This is a genomic window from Caproicibacter fermentans (genome assembly GCF_009746625.1).
GTDB lineage: Bacteria > Bacillota > Clostridia > Oscillospirales > Acutalibacteraceae > Caproicibacter > Caproicibacter fermentans.
Genome location: NZ_VWXL01000084.1, coordinates 126277 through 148835, shown reverse-complemented (window position 1 = coordinate 148835; position 22559 = coordinate 126277). Strand labels below are relative to the sequence as shown.

General features: G+C 56.1%; 25 protein-coding genes. 9 read left to right on the top strand and 16 right to left on the bottom strand.

Annotation, left to right across the window (positions count from 1 at the left end; all coding sequences use genetic code 11):
* Positions 1-94: 94 nt before the first annotated feature.
* Genes CAFE_RS15005 through mreC form a run of 3 tightly spaced genes read right to left on the bottom strand, consistent with a single transcriptional unit; the run spans position 95 to position 3661 of the window.
* The gene (locus CAFE_RS15005; protein WP_166525154.1) at positions 95-2236 is read right to left on the bottom strand and encodes a penicillin-binding transpeptidase domain-containing protein; all 2142 of its coding nucleotides are present in this window, start codon (positions 2234-2236) and stop codon (positions 95-97) included.
* Between the two features lie 2 nt (positions 2237-2238).
* Complete coding sequence (gene mreD, locus CAFE_RS15000; protein ID WP_066646643.1) at positions 2239-2760, bottom strand: rod shape-determining protein MreD; 522 nt, start codon at positions 2758-2760, stop codon at positions 2239-2241.
* A 1-nt stretch (position 2761) separates the two neighbouring features.
* Positions 2762-3661: a rod shape-determining protein MreC gene (gene mreC / locus CAFE_RS14995; RefSeq protein ID WP_066646648.1), complete on the bottom strand. Its 900-nt coding sequence runs from the start codon at positions 3659-3661 to the stop codon at positions 2762-2764.
* A 209-nt stretch (positions 3662-3870) separates the two neighbouring features.
* On the opposite strand from mreC, the gene CAFE_RS14990 reads away from it, so the two are divergent.
* From CAFE_RS14990 to CAFE_RS14975, 4 genes are read left to right on the top strand one after another with little or no spacing between them, the layout of a single operon-like run.
* A complete protein-coding gene (locus tag CAFE_RS14990) occupies positions 3871-4245 on the top strand; it encodes a GntR family transcriptional regulator (protein ID WP_066646652.1) in 375 nt (124 codons plus the stop codon).
* A complete protein-coding gene (locus CAFE_RS14985) occupies positions 4235-5101 on the top strand; it encodes an ABC transporter ATP-binding protein (protein ID WP_066646654.1) in 867 nt (288 codons plus the stop codon). The genes CAFE_RS14990 and CAFE_RS14985 overlap by 11 nt, the downstream gene beginning before the upstream one ends.
* Positions 5098-5874 carry a hypothetical protein gene (locus tag CAFE_RS14980; protein ID WP_066646655.1) on the top strand — a complete coding sequence of 259 codons (777 nt, stop codon included), beginning with the start codon at positions 5098-5100 and terminating at the stop codon, positions 5872-5874. The genes CAFE_RS14985 and CAFE_RS14980 overlap by 4 nt, the downstream gene beginning before the upstream one ends.
* Before the next feature lie 15 nt (positions 5875-5889).
* Positions 5890-6501 (top strand): methyltransferase family protein, encoded by a 612-nt coding sequence (locus CAFE_RS14975; protein WP_066646660.1) that lies wholly within the window; start codon positions 5890-5892, stop codon positions 6499-6501.
* Between the two features lie 374 nt (positions 6502-6875).
* Here the strand turns inward: CAFE_RS14975 and CAFE_RS14970 are convergent, their stop codons facing one another.
* The 12 genes from CAFE_RS14970 to CAFE_RS14915 all read right to left on the bottom strand — a co-directional run bounded on the left by CAFE_RS14970 (position 6876) and on the right by CAFE_RS14915 (position 15971).
* Entirely contained in the window at positions 6876-7427 is a 552-nt protein-coding gene (locus CAFE_RS14970) for a TIGR01440 family protein (protein ID WP_066646670.1), read from the bottom strand.
* Between the two features lie 89 nt (positions 7428-7516).
* Positions 7517-7987 carry a late competence development ComFB family protein gene (locus tag CAFE_RS14965; protein ID WP_066646675.1) on the bottom strand — a complete coding sequence of 157 codons (471 nt, stop codon included), beginning with the start codon at positions 7985-7987 and terminating at the stop codon, positions 7517-7519.
* Between the two features lie 6 nt (positions 7988-7993).
* Positions 7994-8755, bottom strand: a complete 762-nt coding sequence (locus CAFE_RS14960) for a ParA family protein (protein WP_066646676.1) — start codon at positions 8753-8755, stop codon at positions 7994-7996.
* Positions 8756-9373: 618 nt separating this feature from the next.
* The gene (locus tag CAFE_RS14955) at positions 9374-9844 is read right to left on the bottom strand and encodes a transposase (protein ID WP_156991066.1); all 471 of its coding nucleotides are present in this window, start codon (positions 9842-9844) and stop codon (positions 9374-9376) included.
* A 503-nt stretch (positions 9845-10347) separates the two neighbouring features.
* Entirely contained in the window at positions 10348-10650 is a 303-nt protein-coding gene (locus tag CAFE_RS14950) for a hypothetical protein (RefSeq protein WP_139104106.1), read from the bottom strand.
* A 307-nt stretch (positions 10651-10957) separates the two neighbouring features.
* Positions 10958-11905, bottom strand: a complete 948-nt coding sequence (locus CAFE_RS14945; protein ID WP_156991065.1) for an L-lactate dehydrogenase — start codon at positions 11903-11905, stop codon at positions 10958-10960.
* A 29-nt stretch (positions 11906-11934) separates the two neighbouring features.
* The gene (locus CAFE_RS14940) at positions 11935-12801 is read right to left on the bottom strand and encodes a DMT family transporter (protein ID WP_156991064.1); all 867 of its coding nucleotides are present in this window, start codon (positions 12799-12801) and stop codon (positions 11935-11937) included.
* A gap of 48 nt (positions 12802-12849) precedes the next feature.
* Positions 12850-13902 (bottom strand): A/G-specific adenine glycosylase, encoded by a 1053-nt coding sequence (gene mutY / locus CAFE_RS14935; protein ID WP_156991063.1) that lies wholly within the window; start codon positions 13900-13902, stop codon positions 12850-12852.
* A gap of 38 nt (positions 13903-13940) precedes the next feature.
* Entirely contained in the window at positions 13941-14150 is a 210-nt protein-coding gene (locus CAFE_RS14930) for a helix-turn-helix transcriptional regulator (protein ID WP_066646691.1), read from the bottom strand.
* Positions 14147-14551, bottom strand: coding sequence for a hypothetical protein (locus CAFE_RS14925; protein WP_066646693.1), 405 nt, complete (start codon positions 14549-14551; stop codon positions 14147-14149). Before CAFE_RS14925 ends, CAFE_RS14930 begins: the two co-directional genes overlap by 4 nt.
* Before the next feature lie 147 nt (positions 14552-14698).
* The gene (trxA, locus tag CAFE_RS14920) at positions 14699-15010 is read right to left on the bottom strand and encodes a thioredoxin (RefSeq protein ID WP_156991062.1); all 312 of its coding nucleotides are present in this window, start codon (positions 15008-15010) and stop codon (positions 14699-14701) included.
* Between the two features lie 94 nt (positions 15011-15104).
* The gene (locus tag CAFE_RS14915; RefSeq protein ID WP_156991061.1) at positions 15105-15971 is read right to left on the bottom strand and encodes an NAD(P)/FAD-dependent oxidoreductase; all 867 of its coding nucleotides are present in this window, start codon (positions 15969-15971) and stop codon (positions 15105-15107) included.
* Between the two features lie 151 nt (positions 15972-16122).
* On the opposite strand from CAFE_RS14915, the gene CAFE_RS14910 reads away from it, so the two are divergent.
* From CAFE_RS14910 to CAFE_RS14895, 4 genes are all read left to right on the top strand, one after another.
* Complete coding sequence (locus CAFE_RS14910) at positions 16123-16803, top strand: cytochrome c biogenesis CcdA family protein (RefSeq protein WP_066646700.1); 681 nt, start codon at positions 16123-16125, stop codon at positions 16801-16803.
* 11 nt (positions 16804-16814) lie between these two features.
* Positions 16815-17417 carry a TlpA family protein disulfide reductase gene (locus CAFE_RS14905; protein ID WP_066646706.1) on the top strand — a complete coding sequence of 201 codons (603 nt, stop codon included), beginning with the start codon at positions 16815-16817 and terminating at the stop codon, positions 17415-17417.
* A 58-nt stretch (positions 17418-17475) separates the two neighbouring features.
* On the top strand, positions 17476-19932 hold the full coding sequence (locus CAFE_RS14900) for a DsrE/DsrF/DrsH-like family protein (protein ID WP_156991059.1): 2457 nt from the start codon (positions 17476-17478) through the stop codon (positions 19930-19932).
* 161 nt (positions 19933-20093) lie between these two features.
* On the top strand, positions 20094-21065 hold the full coding sequence (locus tag CAFE_RS14895) for a type I phosphomannose isomerase catalytic subunit (protein ID WP_066646710.1): 972 nt from the start codon (positions 20094-20096) through the stop codon (positions 21063-21065).
* A gap of 34 nt (positions 21066-21099) precedes the next feature.
* On the opposite strand, the gene ymfI is transcribed toward CAFE_RS14895, so the two are convergent.
* Complete coding sequence (gene ymfI, locus CAFE_RS14890; RefSeq protein ID WP_066646711.1) at positions 21100-21825, bottom strand: elongation factor P 5-aminopentanone reductase; 726 nt, start codon at positions 21823-21825, stop codon at positions 21100-21102.
* Between the two features lie 170 nt (positions 21826-21995).
* Here ymfI and CAFE_RS14885 point away from each other — a divergent pair, with 170 nt between their 5' ends.
* Positions 21996-22502, top strand: a complete 507-nt coding sequence (locus CAFE_RS14885) for a BclA C-terminal domain-containing protein (protein WP_066646720.1) — start codon at positions 21996-21998, stop codon at positions 22500-22502.
* Positions 22503-22559: the final 57 nt, after the last annotated feature.

Here is a 22559-nt window from a genome sequence, read left to right as displayed (position 1 = left end):
CGGTACCTCTATTGTTATCATATTACCACAACAAATTATAGGAGTAAAGCATTTTGCCTGTCTGTTTTTACAATATTTTCACCCGCGCCTCTCTTTATCCCTGGGAGGAGGTCCGGGACGACGGCGAACCGGAGGAGCTGTTCTTCTGCGCCGCATCGGAAGCGGACGGCATGACCAGATTTCCGTTTGCATCGACGGTTTTTCCGTAGAAATACGCGTCGAACGCGTCTTTTGCAACGGTCAGGCTGTATTTGCTCGTCGCACCGTGCTCCAGAACGACCGCAACCGCGATCTGCGGGTTGTCGTAGGGCGCGAACCCGATGAAGGTGACGTTGTCGGAATGGGGAGTCAGAACAGCCGTTCCGGTTTTCGCCGCGAGCGGAACGCCGTAGTTGCGGAACATGGAGGACGCGGTGCCCTCCGCCGCCACGCTGCGCATGGCCGCTTTGACGTAATCGATGTAGGACTGGTCGACGCCGATATTTTCCACCGTTTGCGGCTTTGTCTGGGAAATGACCTGACTTCTCGCATAATTGGTTATTTTATCCACAACATGAGATTTTAAACGTGTGCCGTTGTTGGCGATCGTTGCGGCATAGGTCGCGAGCTGCAGCGGGGTAAACTGGTTGTCGCTCTGGCCCACCGCCGCCTCGACGGTGTCTGCGTCCCACCACGAACCGCCGGAGGCGCTCTTTTCGGCCGGTCCGGCGAGGACGCCGGCGCTTTCGCTCAGCTCAATCCCCGTTTTCACGCCGAGGCCGAAGCGCGGGGCGTAAAGATTCAGCGCGCTGATGCCGGTGCGGTAACCGACCTCATAAAAAAATGAGTTGCTGGATTTTTCGATCGCGTAATTGGCGGTGATCATCCCGTAGTTGCCGATGCTGCCAAGCGGCAGCCCCACATCCGAAAAGCGGGTATACACGCTGTTGCCCAGGATCCGGGTAGAGGTCGTGATCGACTTTTCCTGCAGCGCGGTCAGCGCCACATAGGGCTTGACAACGGAGCCCGGCGTGAAGATGCCGTTGAACGCCCGGTTGATCAGCGGTAAGTTTTTATCCTTTAGAAGCTGGCTGTAATAATTCGTGTCCGTCAGATATTCGTTCTCGTCATAGGTCGGGAACGTGGACGCAGCCAGAACCGCGAAGTCGCTGACACGGAGAATCACCGCGCCGCCGGCCACGCAGTCTTCGCCGTGCCCGCTGGACGACCCCTTGTAGTTTTCTGCGCAGAGCTTTTTCCCGTATTCGCGCGTCGCCTTGATATTCTGGGCCAGCGACGCGTTCAAAACCTTCTGCAGGCGGCTGTCGATGGTAAGGTACACGGTTTCGCCCGGCTGCGGCGAGCTGGTCACCGTTTCGGAGGCGACGTTCCCCTGCCCGGTCATTTCAACGACCTTTTCGCCGGATTTGCCGCGCAGGGCGCTTTCAAACGCCTGCTCGATGCCGCTTTTTCCGATGCGGTCGTTGTACTCGTAGTCCTTGTCCTGAAGCGTTTTCCACTCCTCGGCGGAAATGGAGCCGATGGTTCCGAGGATCTGAGGCATCAGGGTCCCGTCCGGATATTCCCGCTTTGTGGTCAGCTTCGCCTGAACACCCGGCAGGCGCATGGAGTTTTCGCTGATGACCTGCACCGTTTCCTTGCTCACGTCCTGTGCGAAGACATAGGGCGTTGAAACGGAAAATCCCGATTTCGTCATATTGTACCGCACGGACACAATATCCCGCGTATCCTTCGCCGAGTACCCGCCGCAGTCGTACTGGTCGATCAGATGCTGCATGCACTGCGCCGCCGTCGCGTAGGATTCCACATGCAGGAAATCCTTGGATTTCAGCGTTGCGATGTCCTTGTCCCTGCCGGAAATAAACTCATATTCCCCTTTGGAATTCACGGCGATCGGCAGCTCGTCCGCCCATTTTTCCCCTTTGGACCCCAGCAGCCGGATCAAAGTCAGAATGGTCGGGTTCTCCGTTTCTTTCGTCAGGTACGCCTTGTCGAATACTATGGCGTAGCCGGTACGGTTCACCGCCAGGCCGTTCCCGGCGGAATCCAGGATTTCTCCCCTGGTTGTGTCCATATCCACTCTATAAGAGCTGGATTTGTCCGCTTTTTCCAGAAAGGTCGCGCCGTTGACGATCTGCCAGTTGAACAGCCGCAGCGCGTAAGCGAGAAGGACGGCAAAAATCAGCAGTCCTGCAAAAATCCGGCGCCCCCGGCCCGTGGTTTTTTTTTCTTCCACCGTCATTCCTCCTTTGAACGGATCTGCAGGGCAAGCGCGCGGTTAAAATAGTATGCAAGAGGCATAACCGCCAGCGTGTAGCAGAAAAGCGGCAGGTAATGGGTCAAAAGGGCATAAACGGCGTGTTCATATCCGCTCAGTACGAAAAAGAACAGCCACTGCAGCAGAAACGTCACGGCCGTGACCGCGGCGGAAAGCAAAAGCGCGGAAACAAAATTTGTCCGGAACAGATTGGCCGCCACCAGCGAAATCAGGTAACACCCCGCCGCCAGCAGCAGAGCGTGAAACCCCAGCGCGCTGCCGTACCCCAGATCGATCAGCAGGCCGCCCGCAATGCCGAACCCCATGGCGGCGGTTTCGCCTTCGAACATCGCGATGGAGAGCACCGCCGGAAGCACCAGCACCGGTCTCGCCGTATAGACCGCCGGAATCAGCCCGGGGGTTTCCTGCAGCACAAACAGGACCAGCAGCTCAATGGCATAAGCGAAATAGCGGATCGCTTTCAGCCTGGTTATCGCGCTCATTTTATTTTCCTCCCTGGGAAGAGGCGGATGAAGAAGAGGCCGGCTTCGTGTTGTCGTCCAAAGCTTGACCCTGCCCCTGAAAGGACGTGATGACCATTACGTCGCGCACGGTTTTCACGTCGACAAACGGGGTAACCTCCGCGTAAAGGGATACGTCGTAAGGGTCGTTCTTCACGCTCTTCACCGTTCCGACCGCGAGGTCCCTCGGGTAAATTCCGCCGAGGCCGTTTGTCACGACAATGTCCCCCGCCTTCACGGTCGTGCCGGCGGAGAGCATCCCGAGTTTCACAATTCCCTGGTCCGAGAGCTTGACGTCGGTGCCGGCCACGCCGCTTTCGCGGTTGACCTTGTCCGTCGCGCTGATTTTTGTGTCCGGCGAAAGGATGGTGGTCACCCTGCTGTAATTCGCGCTGACGGAGGAGACCCATCCCGCCACGCCGCTTTCCGTAATGACGGGGTCGTATACGGCGATTCCGGCCAGAGTGCCCTGGTCGATGGTAAACTGGTAAAACAGGTTTGCCGGGTCGCGCGCGATCACCGCGGCGGATACCGGTTTAAAATCCTTGTTGTCGTTTTTCAGTTCCAAAAATTTGCGCAGCTGCGCGTTTTCCTGCTGATAGGTATAATAATTGATTAACTTGCGGTTCAGCTCGTCCACCTGCTGCTTCAGCCGAGCGTTTTCCGCCTCAAGCTCATCTTTCGACTGCGTGACGGACTGCGCCGCCACCGTTGCGTTATTTGTAATCAGTGTGCTCACGCGTTCCATCGGCGTGGAAAGAAAGCCGAAAGCGTCCGCCGCGAACGATCCGCCCGAACCCGCCGTGACCAGCATGACCCCGAACAGGACAAACACGGTGACAATCAGAATTTTAAAGCCGTTGGAATGGAACACATCCTTCATCCGGCGAGGCCCCCTTTTCCTGTCTCTGTGATTTTTCGGCGGCAGGGCGCGCCGCCCCGTCCGCTGATTTTTTATTATAGCATGCTTTCGGCCCGGAAACAAGGTTCCCGGGCGGCGCCGGAAAATATCGGAAAGAAACTCTTGACAATGGAAAAGTACTGCATTATAGTTAGTTACATAAGTAATTAACTAGTTAAGAGGTGAGAAGGATGCCTCCCGGTTTTACAAATGAAAAACCGATCTTCCAGCAGGTCGCGGAAGAACTGGAGGACGCGGTTCTGAGCGGGGCCTTTCGGGAGGAGGAACAGATTCCCTCCACGACGGAAATATCCGTCAGCTATAAAATCAACCCCGCCACGGCATTAAAAGGAATCAATCTGCTGGTGGAAGAATCCATTGTCTATAAACGAAGGGGAATCGGCATGTTTGTAGCCCCCGGCGCAAAGCAAAAGATTCTGGAAAAGCGCAAGCAATCCTTTTACCGCGCCTTTGTGCTTCCGATGGTTCGGGAAGCCGAAAAGCTGGGTCTTGGGCCGGAGGAAACCGCCGAACTGACGAAAAGAGGATTTAACGATGGGAATTGAACTGAAGGGCGTGACGAAGCGTTTCAAGGGCGCGGCGGCGCTGGACCGCGTCGGCCTTACGCTGGAGGACCGCCATATTTACGGACTGCTGGGGCGAAACGGCGCGGGGAAAAGCACCCTGCTGAATCTCATTGCGGGCCGGCTCCTTCCGACGCAGGGGGAAATCCTGGTCGACGGGGAACCGGTTTTGGAAAACGACCGCGCGCTCGGCAAAATCTACTGTATGAGCGAGGCGAACTACTTTCCCGAAGGTCTGCGCGTCCGGGAAATCTTTCGCTTTACTTCTGAATTCTATCCCCGTTTTGACCTGCCTTATGCACTCAACCTCAGTGAAAAATTCGAGTTGGACCTGAACGCGAAGAACAATAAGCTTTCCACGGGATTTGGAACCATTCTGAAAATCATTGCCGCGCTGGCGAGCGGAGCGCCGATCCTGCTGCTGGACGAACCGGTTCTGGGGCTGGACGCCGGAAACCGCGAGCTGTTTTACCGCGAGCTGATCCAGAATTTTTCGGAACACCCCCGGCTGATCGTATTTTCCACCCATCTAATTGAAGAGGCGGCCAAACTGATCGACCGCGCGGTCATCATTCGGCAGGGAACGCTGATCCTCAATGAGGATGTGGAAACGCTTTTGGAAGATTCGTACCTGATAAAGGGCCCGGCTCAGGCCGCCGACCGGTACGCCGAGGGGCGCACGGTTATCAGTTCGGAGCTGCTCGGCGGCCTGAAAACCGTTTACCTGCGCGGCAGACCGGACCCCGACGCGTTTGGAGGGGACCTGATTTCGGAAAAAATCGACCTTCAAAAGCTGTTTATCGAGCTGACGGGCCGCCGGAAGGAGAACCAGAAATGAATCTGAAACCGATCATCCGCATGCAGTGCAGGACCGACATCCGCGTGTTCCGCATCATGTATCTTGTGGTGTACTGCATTGTGGCGCTCAACGTTTTTTACGAACTGTTCCGCGGAAGCGGACCGGAGCGGCTGACCACCTCCGGCCTGGAAACCGCGACGGTCATCACGATTTTTATCGTCGGGCTGAATTCGTTCCGTGAGTTTTTCCTTTTCTACTCGGCAAACGGCGTTTCCCGCCGCCGCATGCTCGCCGGGATCGTTTCTTCACTGGGAATCGCCGCCGCGTGCACGGCGCTGATCGACACGTTCAACATGTTTGTTTTCTCGCTGTTCATGAATTACCGGTCGGTTTACAGCCAAAGTCTGATGCCGACGGGCGTCAACCTTAAATTCAACCGGGTGTGGCCGGCCCTTGGGAACCCAGCCGTAAGAAGCCCCGCCTTTCTGCTGAAAAACCTTCTGTGGTGTTTTTGTCTCTATTTCGTCGCCGCCCTGCTCGGCCTGCTGATCACAACCTTTTACTATCGGTTAACCCGCACGCAGAAGTTTGTTTGCTCCTTCGGGGTTCCTGTCGTTTTGCTGATCGGTCTCCCCGTATTTGACCAAGCCGTCACCGGCGGCCGCATCTCCGCCGCCCTCGCCGAAGCCTTTCGCTGGTGGATGAACTGCGCGATGAACCCGGCCGCCGATTTTGCGACCCACATGATTCTGGCCGCGTTTCTTGCCGCTCTGACCTTCCTGCTGGTCCGCCGCGTGGAAATCAAGCGATAAGGAGGAAATTGAATCATGGGAGACCCGTCTAAATTTGTCAGTACCGCCGAATATTTCTGGTTCAATTCGGCTTTCGGCCTGCTGTGCTGTTCGGAAGCGCTGATCTGGCTGTTCACCTCCAGCCGCTGGGCACGGGGCGGCGAGCGCGCAAAAGCGGACCCGTCGATGTGGCTGATCATCCTCGGTTTTTACATCAGCATCCTCCTGAGCTTTGAATCCCGAAGCAGGGCGGTTCCATCTTGGATGCAAAGCCTGCTTCTGCCCCACGCGTTCTATTTTATCGGCATGGCTTTCCTGGTTGGCGGAATCATTTTGCGGTGCGTTTCCGTGTGGACTCTGAAACGCGCGTTCACGCTGAATGTTCAGACCACCGACGACCAGCATTTAATTGCGAAAGGCCCTTACCGACTGATTCGGAACCCCGCTTATACCGGCAGCATCCTCAGCCTGCTCGGCATCGCGCTCTGCCTGCGCGGCGCCGCCGCGCCGGTTCCGGTGCTCATCCTCTGCGCCGTCTGCTACGGCCTGCGTATCCGCAAGGAGGAAAGTTCGCTCTCCGACCAGTTCGGCGAAGAATTCGAAGCCTACAAACAGCACACCTGGCGGCTGTTCCCCTGGTTGATATAAAAAGCCTATCGATTGCAACTATGAATATGTCCCTCCCCCGCCGAAGGCGGGGGAGGGACATAAGCAAATTCTACAATTCAACTGGAATTGCTGTAACCAGTAAGAATAATTATGCGCACGGCATGCTTTTGTGTTAAAATAGAGTACCAAAATTAGACCTAATTTCGCCAAGGGCACATCTGGGTCTTTACGCTAAGAGCGGTACTGTCTTTAACTTCTTCTATGGCGAGAGGGAGGAGAACTGTTCGCGGTTCTTTTCGTTCTCGATCTGGCATTCTGGGTTTTGGGAATCATCTGGGAAGAATGAATTCCTGAGGAATACGCACGGCGCCCCTGCACATGCAAAATGTGCCGGGGCGCCGTCTTATCTTCCGTTATCCGATCTCCGGGTCGTAGTGCGCCCGCTCGCCGCCGATATATTTCGGCCTTGTTCTGGCGCAGACCAGGTTTGCCTCGCCGATCTTTTTGACGCTCAGCCGCACCGGAACCGCCACCGGGCGCAGGTGCATGCCGATCAGCGTGTCGCCGATGTCCATTCCGGCGTGAGCCTGAACGGACTCCACCGCGACCGGATGCTCGAACGCGCGGTAGGCCGCCGTCGCGAACGAACCGCCCGCCTTCGGCTGCGGCACCGCGTTGACAATCGGCAGAAAATATTGCTCCGCAGCCGCTTCCTCCAGAATGATCGCCCGGTTCAGGTGCTCGCAGCACTGGGCCGCGAGGTAGATTCCCTTTTCCTTTAAAACGGGATAGATCGCGCCGAACACCGCGTTCGCCGTTTCCTCGCTGGAGCCGGAACCGATCCGCTTTCCGCAGATTTCGCTGGAAGAACAGCCGATCACCAGAATCCGCCCCGGCTTCACCGTCACCCGATCCAAAAATTCCGTCACGGCCGCGCGGGCCTGTTTTTCTATTTCGTTCAGCATTGCAAAACCCCCATTCGCAATTTTAACTAGGACTATTATGATACCCCCGGCCGCGGCAAATGCAGGCGGGGGCGGACATTCCGATTTTGTCAGTGTCTTGGCTTCGCACGCACCTTGATTACGGCCTGAATCATCGCGGTGACGACCTGCGCGTTGGTCTGCGCGTCAAGGTCCGGCGTGATCTGCCCGTCGGAAACGACCCTGTATTTCGGCGGCAGCTTGTTCAGCGCCAGCGCGACAATGTCCTTTTTGCAGCGGTCGCAGCGGCAGCACTGAAACCGCGCCAGAACAGAATCCAGCTTCTCCAGAACGACTTCCTCCATGACGTTGACGACCTCCGTGCGGCGGCTGTCAAGCGACGGAACGCTGACCTTATGCGGCTCCGGCTCCCGGCGCGCGGCGGGTTCCCGTTCGGGCGGCGCGCTGAAATCGGACTGCAGCGCCGCCGCGGCCTCGTTGACCGGGCCGCCTTCCTCCGCAGGATTCTGCTGTTTCGATTGGGACGGCATCAGCTTTTTGTACATCAGTTCCTTGTCGATCTCTTTTTTCGACCTCGGCATGCGCCGTCACACCCCCTTTGCCAGCAGTTCGTCGATAAATTTCCCGTAATCCTGCGCGATATGGCTGCGGGCGTCATAGTCGAACACGTTCTGCTGAAGCGACTGCGCCTCGCTGGCCGAAACGCTGCTGCGGATATAATTTTCAAACATACTGATTTTCAGATCGTTCGCAATCAGCTCCGCGGTGCCGCGCACCTCGCGGCTGAGGCGGGTGCGGGGATTATACCGGGTCAGCAGGATTCCCGCGATGGAAAGGTGCGGGTTGCAGTATTTTTTGACGCGCTCCACGGTTTCGTAAAGCTGCGCGATTCCCTGAAGACTGAAGATATCCGAAATCATCGGCACAACGATATGATCGGACGCCGTGAACGCGTTGATGGTCAAAATCCCCAGATTCGGGGGCGTGTCCAGCAGGATGTAGTCGTAAAAGGTCTGAATCGGCTGGATTGCCTCCTTGAGCAGGAACTCGCGGCCCGTGTTGGTAAATTCCAGCTCGATTCCGCTTAACAGAATGCTGGAGATGATGATGTCCATGCTGTCGGTTTTCTGAATCGCGTACTGAGTTTTGACCTCGCCCTTTAGTACGTTGTAAATCGACGCGCTGGTCTCGGCGTCAGCCCCGACGCTGAACCCCAGATTCCCCTGCGGGTCAAGGTCGATTGCCAAAACACGGTAGCCCCTTTTTTTTAATCCAGCGGCCAGGGCGCAGGTCGTCGTCGTTTTGCCGACCCCGCCCTTTTGGTTGGAAATTGAAATCACCTTGGCCATTTCGATTCCCCTTTCCCGTGATTCGACACGATTCGCATAATATCTTTATTATATCGTCTCACCGTGTGTTTTACAAGCGGTCCAAAGGAAAAAGCCCCGCCGCAAAGGCGGGGCTTAGCAGGAAATTCCTTACGAAAAAAGACCCGCAAAAGCGGTTTTCGTGGATCAGGCGCGGGAAAATCACGCAGGAAGCTTTTTACGAGCGGTCTGAGCAGACAAGAAAGAGGCGGGAGCAGTGCGCCAGCAGGAAGACAGCGCTGGAGGAATTTAAGAAGTTGAAGGAGAATCCAACATTTGCAATAAACTGTAGCCGCCGGGTTTACGGCGGCTGTTTTACGGTCTTTTCGGGCGGTCTTTTCGGTCCCCGATTGCGCTAAGGATCACGGCCGCGATGAAGACCCCGAAAAATTATCGCCATCGTGCGCAGATAATTTCCTAAAATTTATTACGGCTATTAAATATTTTAATTATCTTAATTCCAATAACAATAAGTACAAGATAAGCACATATTTTTAGGACAAACGCGATTACTGAAATCGCAGGTAACCAAAAAAGATTTTCCATACTTTTGTCCCTTTCATGTTTTTAAAAAAGAGGCTTGCTAGTAGGCGCCCAAATCTAAAGATTTGGATATAAGCGTTTGAGTTTTATTCGTGCATCATCAGTTGTAAATTGCCAGTCGATTTTAGCTGGTGAGGAATTATGTAGAGTTTCCCAAGCGTATATTTCCCTATTTAAATCAGGCAAAGATGGAATACGCCTTTGCGAACATTGTTTTGAAAGAACCCCGATTTCAATTTCGGCAATATCAAGCCAACTGCCGTGTTTGGGCGTATAGTGGATTTCCAACCTCTTAGCAAGTTCTCGTGCCAATTGGGGTTTAAAAGCCTGGTAAAGCGATGCGATTACATGGGTATTTAAATTATCCATGACCAATCTGATTTTTGGGGCGTCAGGATAATAAACCTGCAATAGTTGTCGGATTTGTTCGGCCCAGTCCACTTTGGTACGCCGCTCATTGGCCTGTGCATGACACCAACCGGTCAGCGGTTCACAGAATACAAAAATCGAACAAGTCATTACGGACATACTCGCTGTCTTCGCGTAAAGGCTGCCCCGGTTTCATCGGGATGGGGTCTCTCAATGCTTTCGTTTTATTGTGTATTATTTTTACTATTTAGAATGTGGTAAAACTTTTCTGATGAATATTTCGAAACTGATAAATCGTCTTTTCCATTTGATATAAATATTATCTTCTTCTGCCGCATCCATAAGTTATATTTTATACTGTCGTTATTTCGATTAATAGGGCCAAATTCAATCGTATAATCAGGTGTATCGGTTTTCATTTTCCCTTCATATTTCTCGTAATTATTAATTATGGAAAGCAGTTCCAAGACTTGATTCTGATCTTTACTGGACAAAACTGTTTCTTGAGTTTTTCCATTGAAAACCTTTACATAGCTGCTTTGATTTGTTTTCCTACAGGATTCCGGAATGATTAGCACAAATAGGCAAACACAAATAATAAAAAATTTTTTCATATTATCACCAAATGGGCCTACATAATAAGTAGGCCCACTTTCAAAATTTCATTGGACGGTAATGTGTTCACTATTTATTAAATTGTTTATATAACTTTCTTTATAGTTCTCCCAACCTTTTATATTATCATCTGTCCAATCCTTTATGTTATTACTTTTTGCAAATTTGTTTTGAAGATTATCCAAGAAATCATGAATAGTTGAGTCTCGTTTTATATTATTAAATTCTAGAACCCAGTATTGATCTTCAGAAACTCCCCTTCCAGCTAAGTATGATTTAAAAATTTTCTTTATTGGTATCATATCATTTGTTTTTCTGCTTTTCAATGATAAATATTGTTTTTGGAACAAATTAAAGTCCCATAGCAGGTTAGACCTTGGAGGTTGGTCGGTTGACCAAAGAAAAAACGGGATTCTTCCTCAATAAGCGGCACGCCCGCCGGAATCAAAGAGTACCGGCCTGCTCGCCCTCCGGCACAATTTCTTAAGGGAAAACACATTTTATATAGAAACAAATCCCCCTTGCATCTCTGAATAAACAGATTGCAAGGGGGATCGTTTCGCTAATAAGATTTCCCGGCTTGAGACAGTCCAAATTTTTCCGGTACTTCCTTATGACGTTTCAGCTTTTGGCGGGGTCCGGTACCGGAAAATCGCGTTACAGTCCCATCGCGATTTTAAAGTTCTTGCGCATTGTTTCGCACGAATCGCCGAATTTTTCCAGCTCCTCCTGCGTCATGCCGATTTCAACGATCCGCTCCGCGCCGTCCGCGCCGAGCACCGCCGGAACGCTCGCGTAAACGTTTCTCTGCCCGTACTGCCCTTCCAGCAGGCAGGAAACGGGAAGGATCTTCTTCTCATCGTGAAAAATGGTCTTGACGATTTCCGTCAGCGCCGTGCCGATGCCGAACTCCGTCGATTTCTTGCCGTGAAGAACGATCCAGCCGCCCTTTCTCGCCGCGGCCGCGATTTCGTCCAGATCCAGTTTTCCATAGCTCTCCGGATGTTTTTTCATCAGCTCCGTCAGGGGAACCCCGGCGACCGACGCGTTCGACCACGCCACCATCTGCGATTCGCCGTGCTCACCCATCACATAGGCGTGAATGGATTTCTGGTCGATTCCGGTCCGCTCGGAAAGAACCCGCCTCAGGCGCGCGGAATCCAGCGTGGTGCTGGTGGAAATCACATGCCTCGCGGGCAGGCCGGTGCGTTCCTGCAGATAATGCGCGATCACGTCCGCCGGATTCGAAATGCTGACAAGGATTCCCGAAAATCCGGATTCCTTCATCGGGCCGACGATGGTTTTCATTTCTTTAATCGTTGCGCCCAGCGTGTCCATTCTGGTCTGGTGCTCGTCAGGCAGCGGGCCGGCGGCCATTACGGCGATGTCCGCGTCCGCCAAATCATTGTAATCGCCGGCGCGTACGTTCACGTGGTGCGGAAGATAAACGGTCGCGTCCGCAAGGTCCATTGCCTGAGAAACGGCCTTGTCCCTGTCCGTGTCAAGATACACAAGCTCGTCGCAGACGCCCTGTGTGATCAGGCTGAATCCGCAGTGGGATCCCACATGCCCCGCGCCGATCACAGCGATTTTCCTCGTTTTCATGTCCGCAGACCTCCTATTGAATCACATATTTATATTCCGGAGTGCGCCGCGACGTACCGATCGCGCCACACGCACCAGCCGGTAATCGAGATAAGAACCAGCGCGCCGCCGAACAGCGCGTATCTGCCCGGGGCCTCCCCGTAAAACAGATAGACCCAAATAGGGTTCAGGAGCGGTTCCAGCGTGCCGATGAGCGAACACGCGAGGGGCGGGCAGTTTTTCAGCGCCAACCCGTACAGAACGTAGGGAACCCCCAGCTGGAAAATTCCCAGAATCAGGATGGCGGTAAGTGACTGCGCCGAAAAGGCGGGCGGATCAAAAAAGATCACGGGCGCGCCGATCACCGCCGTCGCAAGGTGTGCGAACAGAATGCCGCTCATGCGGGTGTCGGTGTCCGCCCTGGCGGAAACAATAAAATTCAGCGCCATCAGCACGCCGGAAAACAGCGCGATGCAGCTGCCGAGCAGGCCGCCTGCAGTCAGCCGGTCGAGAAAAAACAGCGCGATGCCGAACATCGTTCCCGCGACCGCGAGCACATCTGCCGGGTGAAACCGCTGTTTGAAAATCAGCGCAGAAAACACGACGATGAACGCGGGGGCCGAATACTCCAGCACAATCGCGTTCGCCGCCGTCGTGAGCTTGTTTGCCGCCACAAAGGAAAACATCAGCCCGCAAAGAGTCAGACAGCTGAGAATGGAGTAGCGGTTGACGCGGATTTTGATTCCGACGTGCCTGATGTACAAAAACATGACTCCCGCCGCCAGCAGGCTGCGGAAGCCGGAAATGATAAAAGGATTCCACGGAAGCAGCTTGATCAGCGCCCCCGCGATGCTCCACAGCAGCGCGCTCCCGATCATCAGCATTACGGACTGCTTCCGGGCCTTTGACAACACCATCCGGCGATTCTCCCTTTTTTAACAGCGAACCTATTATTCCGGTACATTCTAGCACAGTTCGCACCGGGACTGCAATATTTTTAAAAACTTTTTATAAGCCGACGGCACGGCGCAGCGGGAACCGAGATCTTCCCGATCCGCCCAGAAAAAATTTTTCGTCATGAATTCCGATTTTACAAGGTAGCCGCTCATTTGCCACTCCACATGGGTGAAAACATGTTTCGCACCCGGCAGCGGCTCCATCCCCTGTGCCGAAACGCCCCACCCGCTCAGAATGAGCCGGGCCTCCTCCTCCGAAAGGGTCCCCGGCGCGCAGGGGAATTCCCACATCCCGGCAAGAAGACCGGTTTCCGGGCGTTTTTGCAGCGCCGCCTTTCCGCCGCAAAGAATCAGGAACACCGTTTTCTCCTCCCTGCGGCGCGCGGGCTTCGGCGAAGCCGTAGGCAGAGCCTCCGCCCGCCCCGTTTTCAGCCCCTCGCATAAGGAGGAGAGCGGACAGCGTTCGCACAGCGGCGCGCCATTCGGAAGGCAGACCGTCGCCCCAAGCTCCATCAGCGCCTGTGTAAAATCCCCGCTGCGCCCGGCGGGGTAGATTCCGCGCAGGTTTTCCGCCGCGAGGCGCTTCGCCGCCGGGTCGCGGATATCCCGTTCGTCGGCGGTCAGCCGCGCTAGCACCCGCAGCACATTGCCGTCCACGGCCGGCTCCGGTCTTCCGAACGCGATGGAGGAAATCGCCCCGGCGGTGTACTCCCCAATGCCCGGCAGTTTTCTCAATTCCCCCGGGTCGCCGGGAAGGATTCCGCCGTACTGCTCCACAACAATTCTCGCAGCCTTTTGAAGATTCCTGACCCGGCTGTAATACCCCAGCCCCTCCCAGAGTTTTAGCAGGCGGTCCTCCGGGGCGCTGGCCAGCGCCTCAACCTCCGGCAGTTCCCGAAGGAACCGCTCGAAATAGGGCTTAACCGCCTCCACCCGCGTCTGCTGAAGCATAATCTCCGAAATCCACACACGGTAAGGGGTTGGTTCCTCCCGCCAGGGTAAGCTGCGGCGGTTCTCTTCGTACCACCGCAGCAGCGGCCTTACAATATCTGCTAAATTCATGCGGTTTCCTTTCCCCCAATAAGCCTTAAAACTCGGATTCAATCCTTTTCCGCCTCAAAACGGAACAACTCTTCCACCGTTGTATGGAAAACATCCGCAAGGTCCATCGCCAGCCGCAGGGAAGGATTGTATCTCCCGTTTTCCAGGTTGACAATGGTTTCGCGCCTCACGCCGACAAGCGCCGCAAGCCCGCTCTGCGTCATGCCCGTTTCCCGCCGAAACCGGGGCAGCTCCGTTTTCAGCCTCATACCGCGCTCCCCCGCCAGTCATATAGCACAAAAAACAGCGCGTACAATACGTCGATTCCCGCAAGAACAAAATCCATCACCGCCGCGGTCAGCGCGATCGTTCCCCCCGTAAAGATGCAGTACAGCGCCACTCCCGCAAGAAGAACGGCAAGCACCGCCCAGGAAGCCGAGGCCGCCGAAACCGCGGTGGACCGCGCCATCTCGTCGTACGGCTGTCCTTTTTTCAGGTACCAAAAGAGCAGAAGCCCCCAAAGCAGCAGGAATACCGCATCGGATGCAAGCACAAAGGCTTTGGATGGAATGCTCCATGCTTTGTAAAGGCCGGAGACAAACATCACCGCTCCCGGCAGAGAAAACAAAAAGAAAACAGATACCCTTAAACTTAGTTTTTTCTGATTCATAGGATCCCTCCGGTGTGAACTATTTCTAACATATGCTAGAATGATATCACTTTACCCGGCGAAGTCAAGCAAGAAAAAACGGGGACCGCCGAAAAAAATCAGCGTTCGCCCCCGATTATTCCATTCAACAGGTCGGCCCATCCGGTTTCAGGTGCCGATCATTTTCATGATGTCCTTTTTGCTTTTCACCCCGACCTTGCGGGCGGCTTCTTTGCTATCCCTGAGTAGGACCAGAGTCGGAATGCTCATGATACCGAACCTGTCGGCAAGCTCCGGCTCGCTGTCGATATCGACCTTTCCGACCCGGACCTTTTCCGCGGCCTCCCGCGCAATCTCGTCGACGATGGGGGCGGCCATGCGGCAGGGTCCGCACCAGGGCGCCCAGAAATCGATGAGCAGCGGCTTATCGGAATTTAAAAGCTGGTGGATATTCTTACTGGTAATGGTTACTGGCGACATTTGGAGTCTCTCCTTTTCCTATTTAAATTTGCTTTTGCTGTATTCTATGAAGAAGAGGAGAAATGTTCCGTAACATTGTCACGCAGGCAAAAATTCAGCTTTTTTTCCGCGCCCGGAATTCTTTGATGACGTCCGCCCCAGCCAGCGCGCCGTCGCACACCGCTTTTGATATCTGAAGCAGCCCGCCGGTGCAGTCCCCCGCCGCGTACAGACCCGGCACATTCGTACGCTTCTTTTCGTCGACCACAACCGAAACGCCCTTCACCTCCGCGCCGATCTTCCGCGCAAGGTCGGCGCTGCCCGCCACGCCGACCGCGACGAACAGACCCGCCGTTTCCAGCTCGGAGCCGTCCTCGAACCGGACTCCTCCGAGCGTCCCGTCGCCGGTCAGCGCCGCCACCTTCCGGGAATTTACCGTCATTCCCGCAGGGAACACGGCCTGCGGCTCCTGCCCGTCGGTCAGAATCGTGACGGAAGAGGCCAGCGGCAGCAGCTCGGCGGCTTCGTGCAGGGCGTAATCGCCCGCGCCTAGAACTACAACCGGCTTTTTCCGATAGAAGAAACCGTCGCAAACGGCACAGTAACTGACTCCCTTTCCCTCAAACTCCGCAAGGCCCGGGATTTTCGGCGCTTTGCGCGACGCGCCCGTCGCCATGACGGCAAACGGCGCGCGATAAGCATTTTCTTTTGTCGCGACCGCAAATTCGCCGTCGAAAGAGAGCCCGACCGCCTCTTCCCGAACAATGCGGACGCCGAGGCGTCCGGCCTGCGCGATTCCGTTTTCGAGCAGCTGCCGACCGGAGACCGGTTCGGCGAATCCGTAATAATTTTCAATTTTATCCGTTTTTTCCAGCGCTCCCGCCCCGGAGGCGAGAATCAGCGTGGAAAGTCCGGCGCGGGCGGTGTACAGCGCGGCGGAAATTCCCGCTGGGCCGCTCCCCAGTATAATAACGTCCGGCATGAGAGATCCTCCGTTCTTTTTCGTGATTTTCATCCTAACCTGCTTTGCCTGCTTCTTCCGTGACAACGTCACAAAGTTATTTTTTTAACTTATGTGATTTTGTCACGGAAAAAGCGATACAATACCTTTATTATATACTTGTATTTAAAAAATAGAAAGACGGGAGGGAAAGAAGACGGAATACCTGATCACCTTTCTGGAGGGCGTCGTCACCTTTGTCTCCCCCTGTCTTCTTCCGATGCTGCCCGCCTACGCTTCTTTTTTTGCCGGGCAGGAAATTTCCGGCGGCAATCGCGGCGCGGTGAAAAACGCGCTCGGGTTCACGGCGGGATTCACCGTCGTTTTTCTGGTCCTCGGCGCGTTCGCGGGAACGCTCGGCGCGGCGGTGCGCCAGCACTCCCGGCTGGCCGGCCTTTTCGCGGGCGCCGTCATGGTTCTGTTCGGGCTGCATTTCGCGGGGGTGCTGCACATCGGGTTCCTGGAGAAGAGCCGCGTTTCCGGCTACCGCCCGAATCGGCTGGGCTTTTTCCGCTGCGCGCTGTTCGGCGCCGCGTTTTCCGTCGGCTGGACTCCGTGCGTCGGCGCGTTTCTCGGCTCCGCCCTGATGCTCGCGGCGGCGGGCGGAGAAAGCTGGAAGGGGATTCTGCTGCTTCTCGCGTATTCCGCGGGGCTGGGAATTCCGTTCGTTGCGTCCGCTTTGCTGATCGACCGGCTGAAACGCTCGTTCGACCGCATCAAGCGGCATTACCGGGCCGTCACGGCGGCATCCGGAATTCTTTTAGTGATCGTGGGAGTTCTAACGGCGGCCGGACTTCTGGTTCCGCTGTCCTAAGGAGGGCGAAAATGAACCGGGCATGGAAAACAGCGCTTCTTACCGCCGCGTTCGCGGCGGTCCTCGGCGGAGCTTACTTTGCCTACACGGGCCTTTCCGCGCGCTACCGGCCTGAAAGCGATTTACCGGTCTCATCGGCGCCGACCTCTTCGCAGAGTGCCGCGGGTGCCTCGCAGGCGGCGTCCTCGGCGGTCGAAGCGCCGGATTTCACGGTTTACGACGCGGACTCAAATGCCGTGCATCTGTCGGATTTCAAGGGAAAGCCGGTCGTTCTCAACTTCTGGGCAAGCTGGTGCTACTACTGCAAGCAGGAAATGCCGGAGTTCAATCAGGTCTACGGCGAAGAAAAGGACCGCGTTCAGTTCTTATTTGTCAACTGGACCGACGGAAGGCAGGAAACGCAGGAAAAGGGCGAAGCGTTTTTAAAGCAGAACGGCTATGACTTTCCGGCTTATTATGATCTGAATCAGGAAGCGGTATCCGCATACGGGCTGACGGGCATTCCGGCAACCTTTTTCATTCGAGCGGACGGGACGGTAGCCGCCGGCTCGCCGGGTGCCATGGACGGCGACGCGCTGAAAAAGGGAATCGAGCTGATCCTGTCCGGCTCATAATTTCTTTTGTCCTGATTTATTTGACAATTCACAAACTATTATGAAAGGCGGTTTTACTATGAAGGTTTTAATCGTAGGCGGAGTCGCGGGGGGTGCCAGCGCGGCGTGCAGACTGCGCAGGCTCAGCGAGGACGCGCAGATCGTTCTGTTTGAAAAGGGAAAATACATCTCCTACGCAAACTGCGGCCTGCCGTATTACATCGGCGGAACGATCAAGGATAAAGACAGGCTTCTGGTTACAAAGCCGGAAACGCTCCGAAGCCGTTTCAACATCGACGTGCGGGTGGAAAACGAGGTCGTGTCGATCAACCGGGACAAAAAGACCGTCACGGTCGTAAACCACGCGGACGGCTCCCGGTATGAGGAAAGCTATGACAAACTGATTCTATCCCCCGGCGGAAACCCGAAGCGGCCGAAGCTGCCCGGGATCGATCTGCCCGGAATCTTTACCCTGCGCACCGTTCCGGACACATTCCGCATTGACGAGTATATCAAAGAGCACGGCTCCAAAAGCGCCGTGGTGGTCGGCGCGGGCTTCATCGGCGTGGAAATGGCAGAAAACCTGAAGGAACGCGGGCTCGACGTCACCATCGTCGAATTCCTGCCGCAGGCGGTGTCGAACCTCGACCCGGAAATGGCCGCGATCCTGCACCGGCATCTGCGGGAAAACGGGATCCGGCTGATGTTCGGAACGGGCGTAAAGGGCTTTGAACAGAAGGAGCGGCTCTGCGTCAGGCTATCCGACGAGAACGAGCTTCCGGCGGACCTTGTCATTCTGAGCATCGGCGTCGCGCCGGACAGCTCTCTGGTAAAAGACGCCGGCCTTCCGCTCGGCATCAGGGACAGTATCCGGGTGGACGACACGTTCCAAACCGGAGACCCGGACATCTACGCGGTCGGCGACGCAATCGACGTGAAGCAGTTCATCACCGGCGAAGAGACCCTGCTGGCGCTGGCCGGCCCGGCAAACCGGCAGGGCCGCGCGGCGGGCGAAAACGTGCTGGGGAAACGGATTCAAAAGGACGAGGGCGTCATCGGCAGCGCAATTCTGAAGGTGTTCGGCCTGACCGCCGCTTCAACCGGCCTGAACGAAAAACAGCTGAAAGAAAAGAAGCTGCCGTACCTCAAGACCTATGTGCATCCCAGCGACCACGCCACCTATTACCCGAACTCGACCCAGCTGAGCATGAAGCTGCTGTTCGCGCCGGACGGCAAAATTTACGGCGCCCAGGCGGTCGGCGCTGCCGGTTCCGACAAGCGCATCGACGTGATCGCGACCGCGATCCGCCTCGGCGGCACGGTTTACGACCTGGAAAAGCTGGAGCTATGCTACGCGCCGCCCTATTCCTCCGCGAAAGACCCGGTGAACATGCTGGGCTTTACTGCCGCCAACATGCTGCGCGGGGACGTCAAGCCTTTCTACGCGGAGGACACGGACGGTCTTGACCGCTCCAAGGTTACGCTCCTCGACGTTCGCACCCCGGAGGAAACCGCGACCGGCATGCTGGACGGCGCCGTCAATATTCCGGTCGACGAACTGAGGAGCCGCCTTTCCGAGCTGCCGAAAGACAAACCGGTCTACGCCTACTGCGCGGTGGGCCTGCGCGGCTATGTCGCGTCCCGTATCCTTACGCAGCACGGGTTCGACGTTTACAACCTGAGCGGCGGAATGAAGACCTGGCGCGACGTTCACGACAAGCCGTCCGCCCCCTCGCCCACCGACTGCGCGGGCATAAAAAAAAACTGTGAGCCGGTAAAACCCGCGCCGCCCTCCGCCCCCGAAAAGACGATTGAGGTGGACGCCTGCGGCCTGCAGTGCCCCGGCCCGATCATGAAAACGGCGCAGGCCGTGAAAGCGGCATCGGAGGGCGAGACCCTGTGCATCCGCGCGACGGACCCCGGCTTTGTCTCAGACATCGGCGTCTGGTGCGAACGGACCGGAAACCGCCTGCTCGGCTCCGAGCGGAAAGGCACCGTCTATGAGGTCCGCGTGCAGAAGGGCGCTCCGGTGCCCGCCGCTCCGGCTTCCGCGCCCGCCGCGGGCGGAAACGACAAAAGCATCATCGTGTTCAGCGGAGACCTCGACCGCGCCATCGCTTCCCTGATCATCGCGAACGGGGCCGCTTCCATGGGTCGGAAGGTAACAATGTTCTTCACATTCTGGGGCCTGAACGTTCTGCGCAGAAACAACCGCGTCGGCGTCCAAAAGAACCTGATTGAAAAAATGTTCGGCGCCATGATGCCGCGCGGCACGCAAAAGCTCAGCCTTTCCCGCATGAACATGCTCGGCATCGGTCCGAAAATGATCCGCGGCGTGATGAAGCGCAAGCACGTTTCTTCGCTGGAGGAGCTGCTCCAGTCCGCGATGGACTCCGGCGTGCGGATCGTCGCGTGCCAGATGTCCATGGATATTATGGGAATCCGCAAAGAGGAACTGATCGACGGAGTCGAGGTCGCCGGAGTCGCGACCTTCCTGGGCGCGGCGGAACAGTCCGACACGAACCTGTTCATTTAAACGCTTCCCGCATGTTTAAAATCCCGCCGCCGGTCGGACCGGCGGCGGGATTTTCGTTTTTTTCGTTCTGTAATTGTAATTGCGCGTCAATCCGGGTATAATCGTTTTTGGGATTATTTTCATTCGCTGACAAAATCCATGTTTCTTAAGGAGTGTTTCAGATGGAACAGCTGTATCCGATCCGGCTGAACGCCGTTTGTAAGGATTATATCTGGGGAGGCACCCGGCTGAGAACCGAATACCATCAGCAGAGCAGCGCGGCGAAAGTCGCGGAAAGCTGGGTCCTTTCCTGCCACCCGGACGGGCCCGCGGTCATCGCGAACGGCGAGTGCCGGGATCTGACTCTGAACGAATATTTTAAAATGGCCGGAAGGCGGGTTCTCGGATCCGACTGCGAAAAATTCCCCGATTTTCCGGTGCTGATCAAACTGATCGACGCAAAGGACGCGCTTTCCATTCAGGTTCACCCCGACAACGAGTACGCGCGCGCGCACGGCGGCGGATTCGGCAAAACCGAGATGTGGTACATCGTCGACTGCGAGGAGGGGGCGTACCTCTATTACGGCTTCGACCACGAAATCTCCAAAGAGGAATTCCGCGAACGGATTGAGAACAACACGCTGACCGAAGTCCTCAACAAGGTCACGGTGCACCCCGGGGACGTACTGATGATCGAATCCGGAACGCTGCACGCCATCGGCGCGGGGATTCTGATTGCGGAAATCCAGCAGAATTCCAATCTGACCTACCGCATTTACGATTACGGCCGCCCGGGCGCGGACGGAAAGCCGCGGGAGCTGCATATCCCGCAGGCGCTCGACGTCACCCGCCGGAGCCGCCCCGCGCGTCCCGTCGGCCCGCAGGGGGACGAAATCCGGGAACCGGGCTGCGTGAAAACCCTGCTCGGCTCGTGCGAATATTTCACCGTCAACCGCATGAAAATCACGGAACACGCGCTTTGCGCGAGTGAAAAGAGCTTTCAGTCCATTTTATGCCTGAGCGGCGACGCGCTGATTCTGGACCGCGGCCGTACGCTTCTGACCTTTGCGAAAGGGGACAGCATTTTCCTTCCCGCGGGGTTCGGCCGGTACACCGTGAAGGGGGACTGCGAAATTTTGCTGACCGAGGTCTGAGCCGGAGCAGCCGTTTTGCCATTTTCCCGGTTAGTCAGATCACCATGCCGCCGTTGACCCCCAGGACCTGCCCGGTGATGAAGCCCGCCTGTTCGGAAGCAAGAAACGACACCGCCGCGGCAATATCCTCCGGGGAGCCGATGCGGCACAGCGGGGTTTCCTCCCGCAGCTCTTCCATGGTCTGTTCGGAAAACCCCGCGTTCATTTCGGTGGCGATCACGCCCGGGGCGATGCAGTTGACCCGCACGCCGGAGGGCCCGACCTCTTTCGCGAGCGCTTTCGTCAGCCCGATGACGGCGGCTTTGGCGGCGGAATAGTGCGCCTCGCACGAAGCGCCGACCTGCCCCCACATGGAAGAAATATTGAGGATGCAGCCGCTCTTTTCCCGGATCATATCGGGAAGGGCGGCGCGGCAGCACAGAAAGACGCCGCGCACATCCACATTGAACATCTGATCCCAGTCGCCGTCCGTCAGGTCGGTGAACAGCTTCTGCTGCGCAATCCCCGCGTTATTGACCAGCAGGTCGAGCTTTCCGGCGGAGCGGAACAGCTCCGCCGCCTGGGCGGAATCGGAAATATCCGCCCGCGCCAGAACGGCGGATTCCGGGCCGCAGGCGCGCGTCAGCCTTTCCCAAAGGCTGCGCGCGCCTTTTTCATTTTTAAAATAATTTAAATATACTTTGTAACCGTCGGTGGCCAGCCGCGCGGCGACCGCTTGTCCGATTCCCCCGGAGGCCCCCGTCACCAGCGCTTTTTTCACACGAAACTCCCCTTTCTCCCTTTTGATTCTCACTGCCGATTATACCATAACGCCGGGAAAAGCGGTACGGAAATTCGCCGAACGGCAGACAAATTCTCCTTTCCCGCATAGTATATACAGGGAACGGTCTGTAAAAGATTGTTCAGCATAAGTGAAAAGGAGGTTTTATTTTGAGCTGTTTTAGTTGCAGCGATCCATGTTCTTGCAACAGGGTTTTTCCCGCGTTTCTTCCGATTAACCGCAGCCCGTACCAGTGCCAGTGCCAGTGCTGCCAATGCGTCCCCTGTCCGCCCGTCTGTGATCCAAGGGTTCCTTCCTACGCGTTTTATTACACGACTGCTTCTCAGGCTGTAGCGGCCGGCGTGCCCGTGGTCTTCGGGACCGGCAGCTCCACTCCCGACATCGTACTGTCCGGCGGAAATCTGCTGTTTACCAGGCCGGGCGTTTATTTGATTCAATATCATATTTCCGTCACGGCGCCTCTTGCGGGCGTTACGGTAAGTCTGGCTCTCAACGGCGTACCGGTCGCAGGCTCCGCCGTTATTACCACGACGGACACCAATTACAGCGGTCAGGCAATCGTCAGTGTACCTGCCGGCGGCGTTGTTTCCCTCACCGTGAGCGGTGCATCCACGGTATCCTTTGCCAGTATCACCGCCGTGCGGATTTCCTGCTGATCCCTCTGCTCCCCAATTCCGGCTTTGCCGGATTGGGAAGCCTTTTGTTCCTTATTT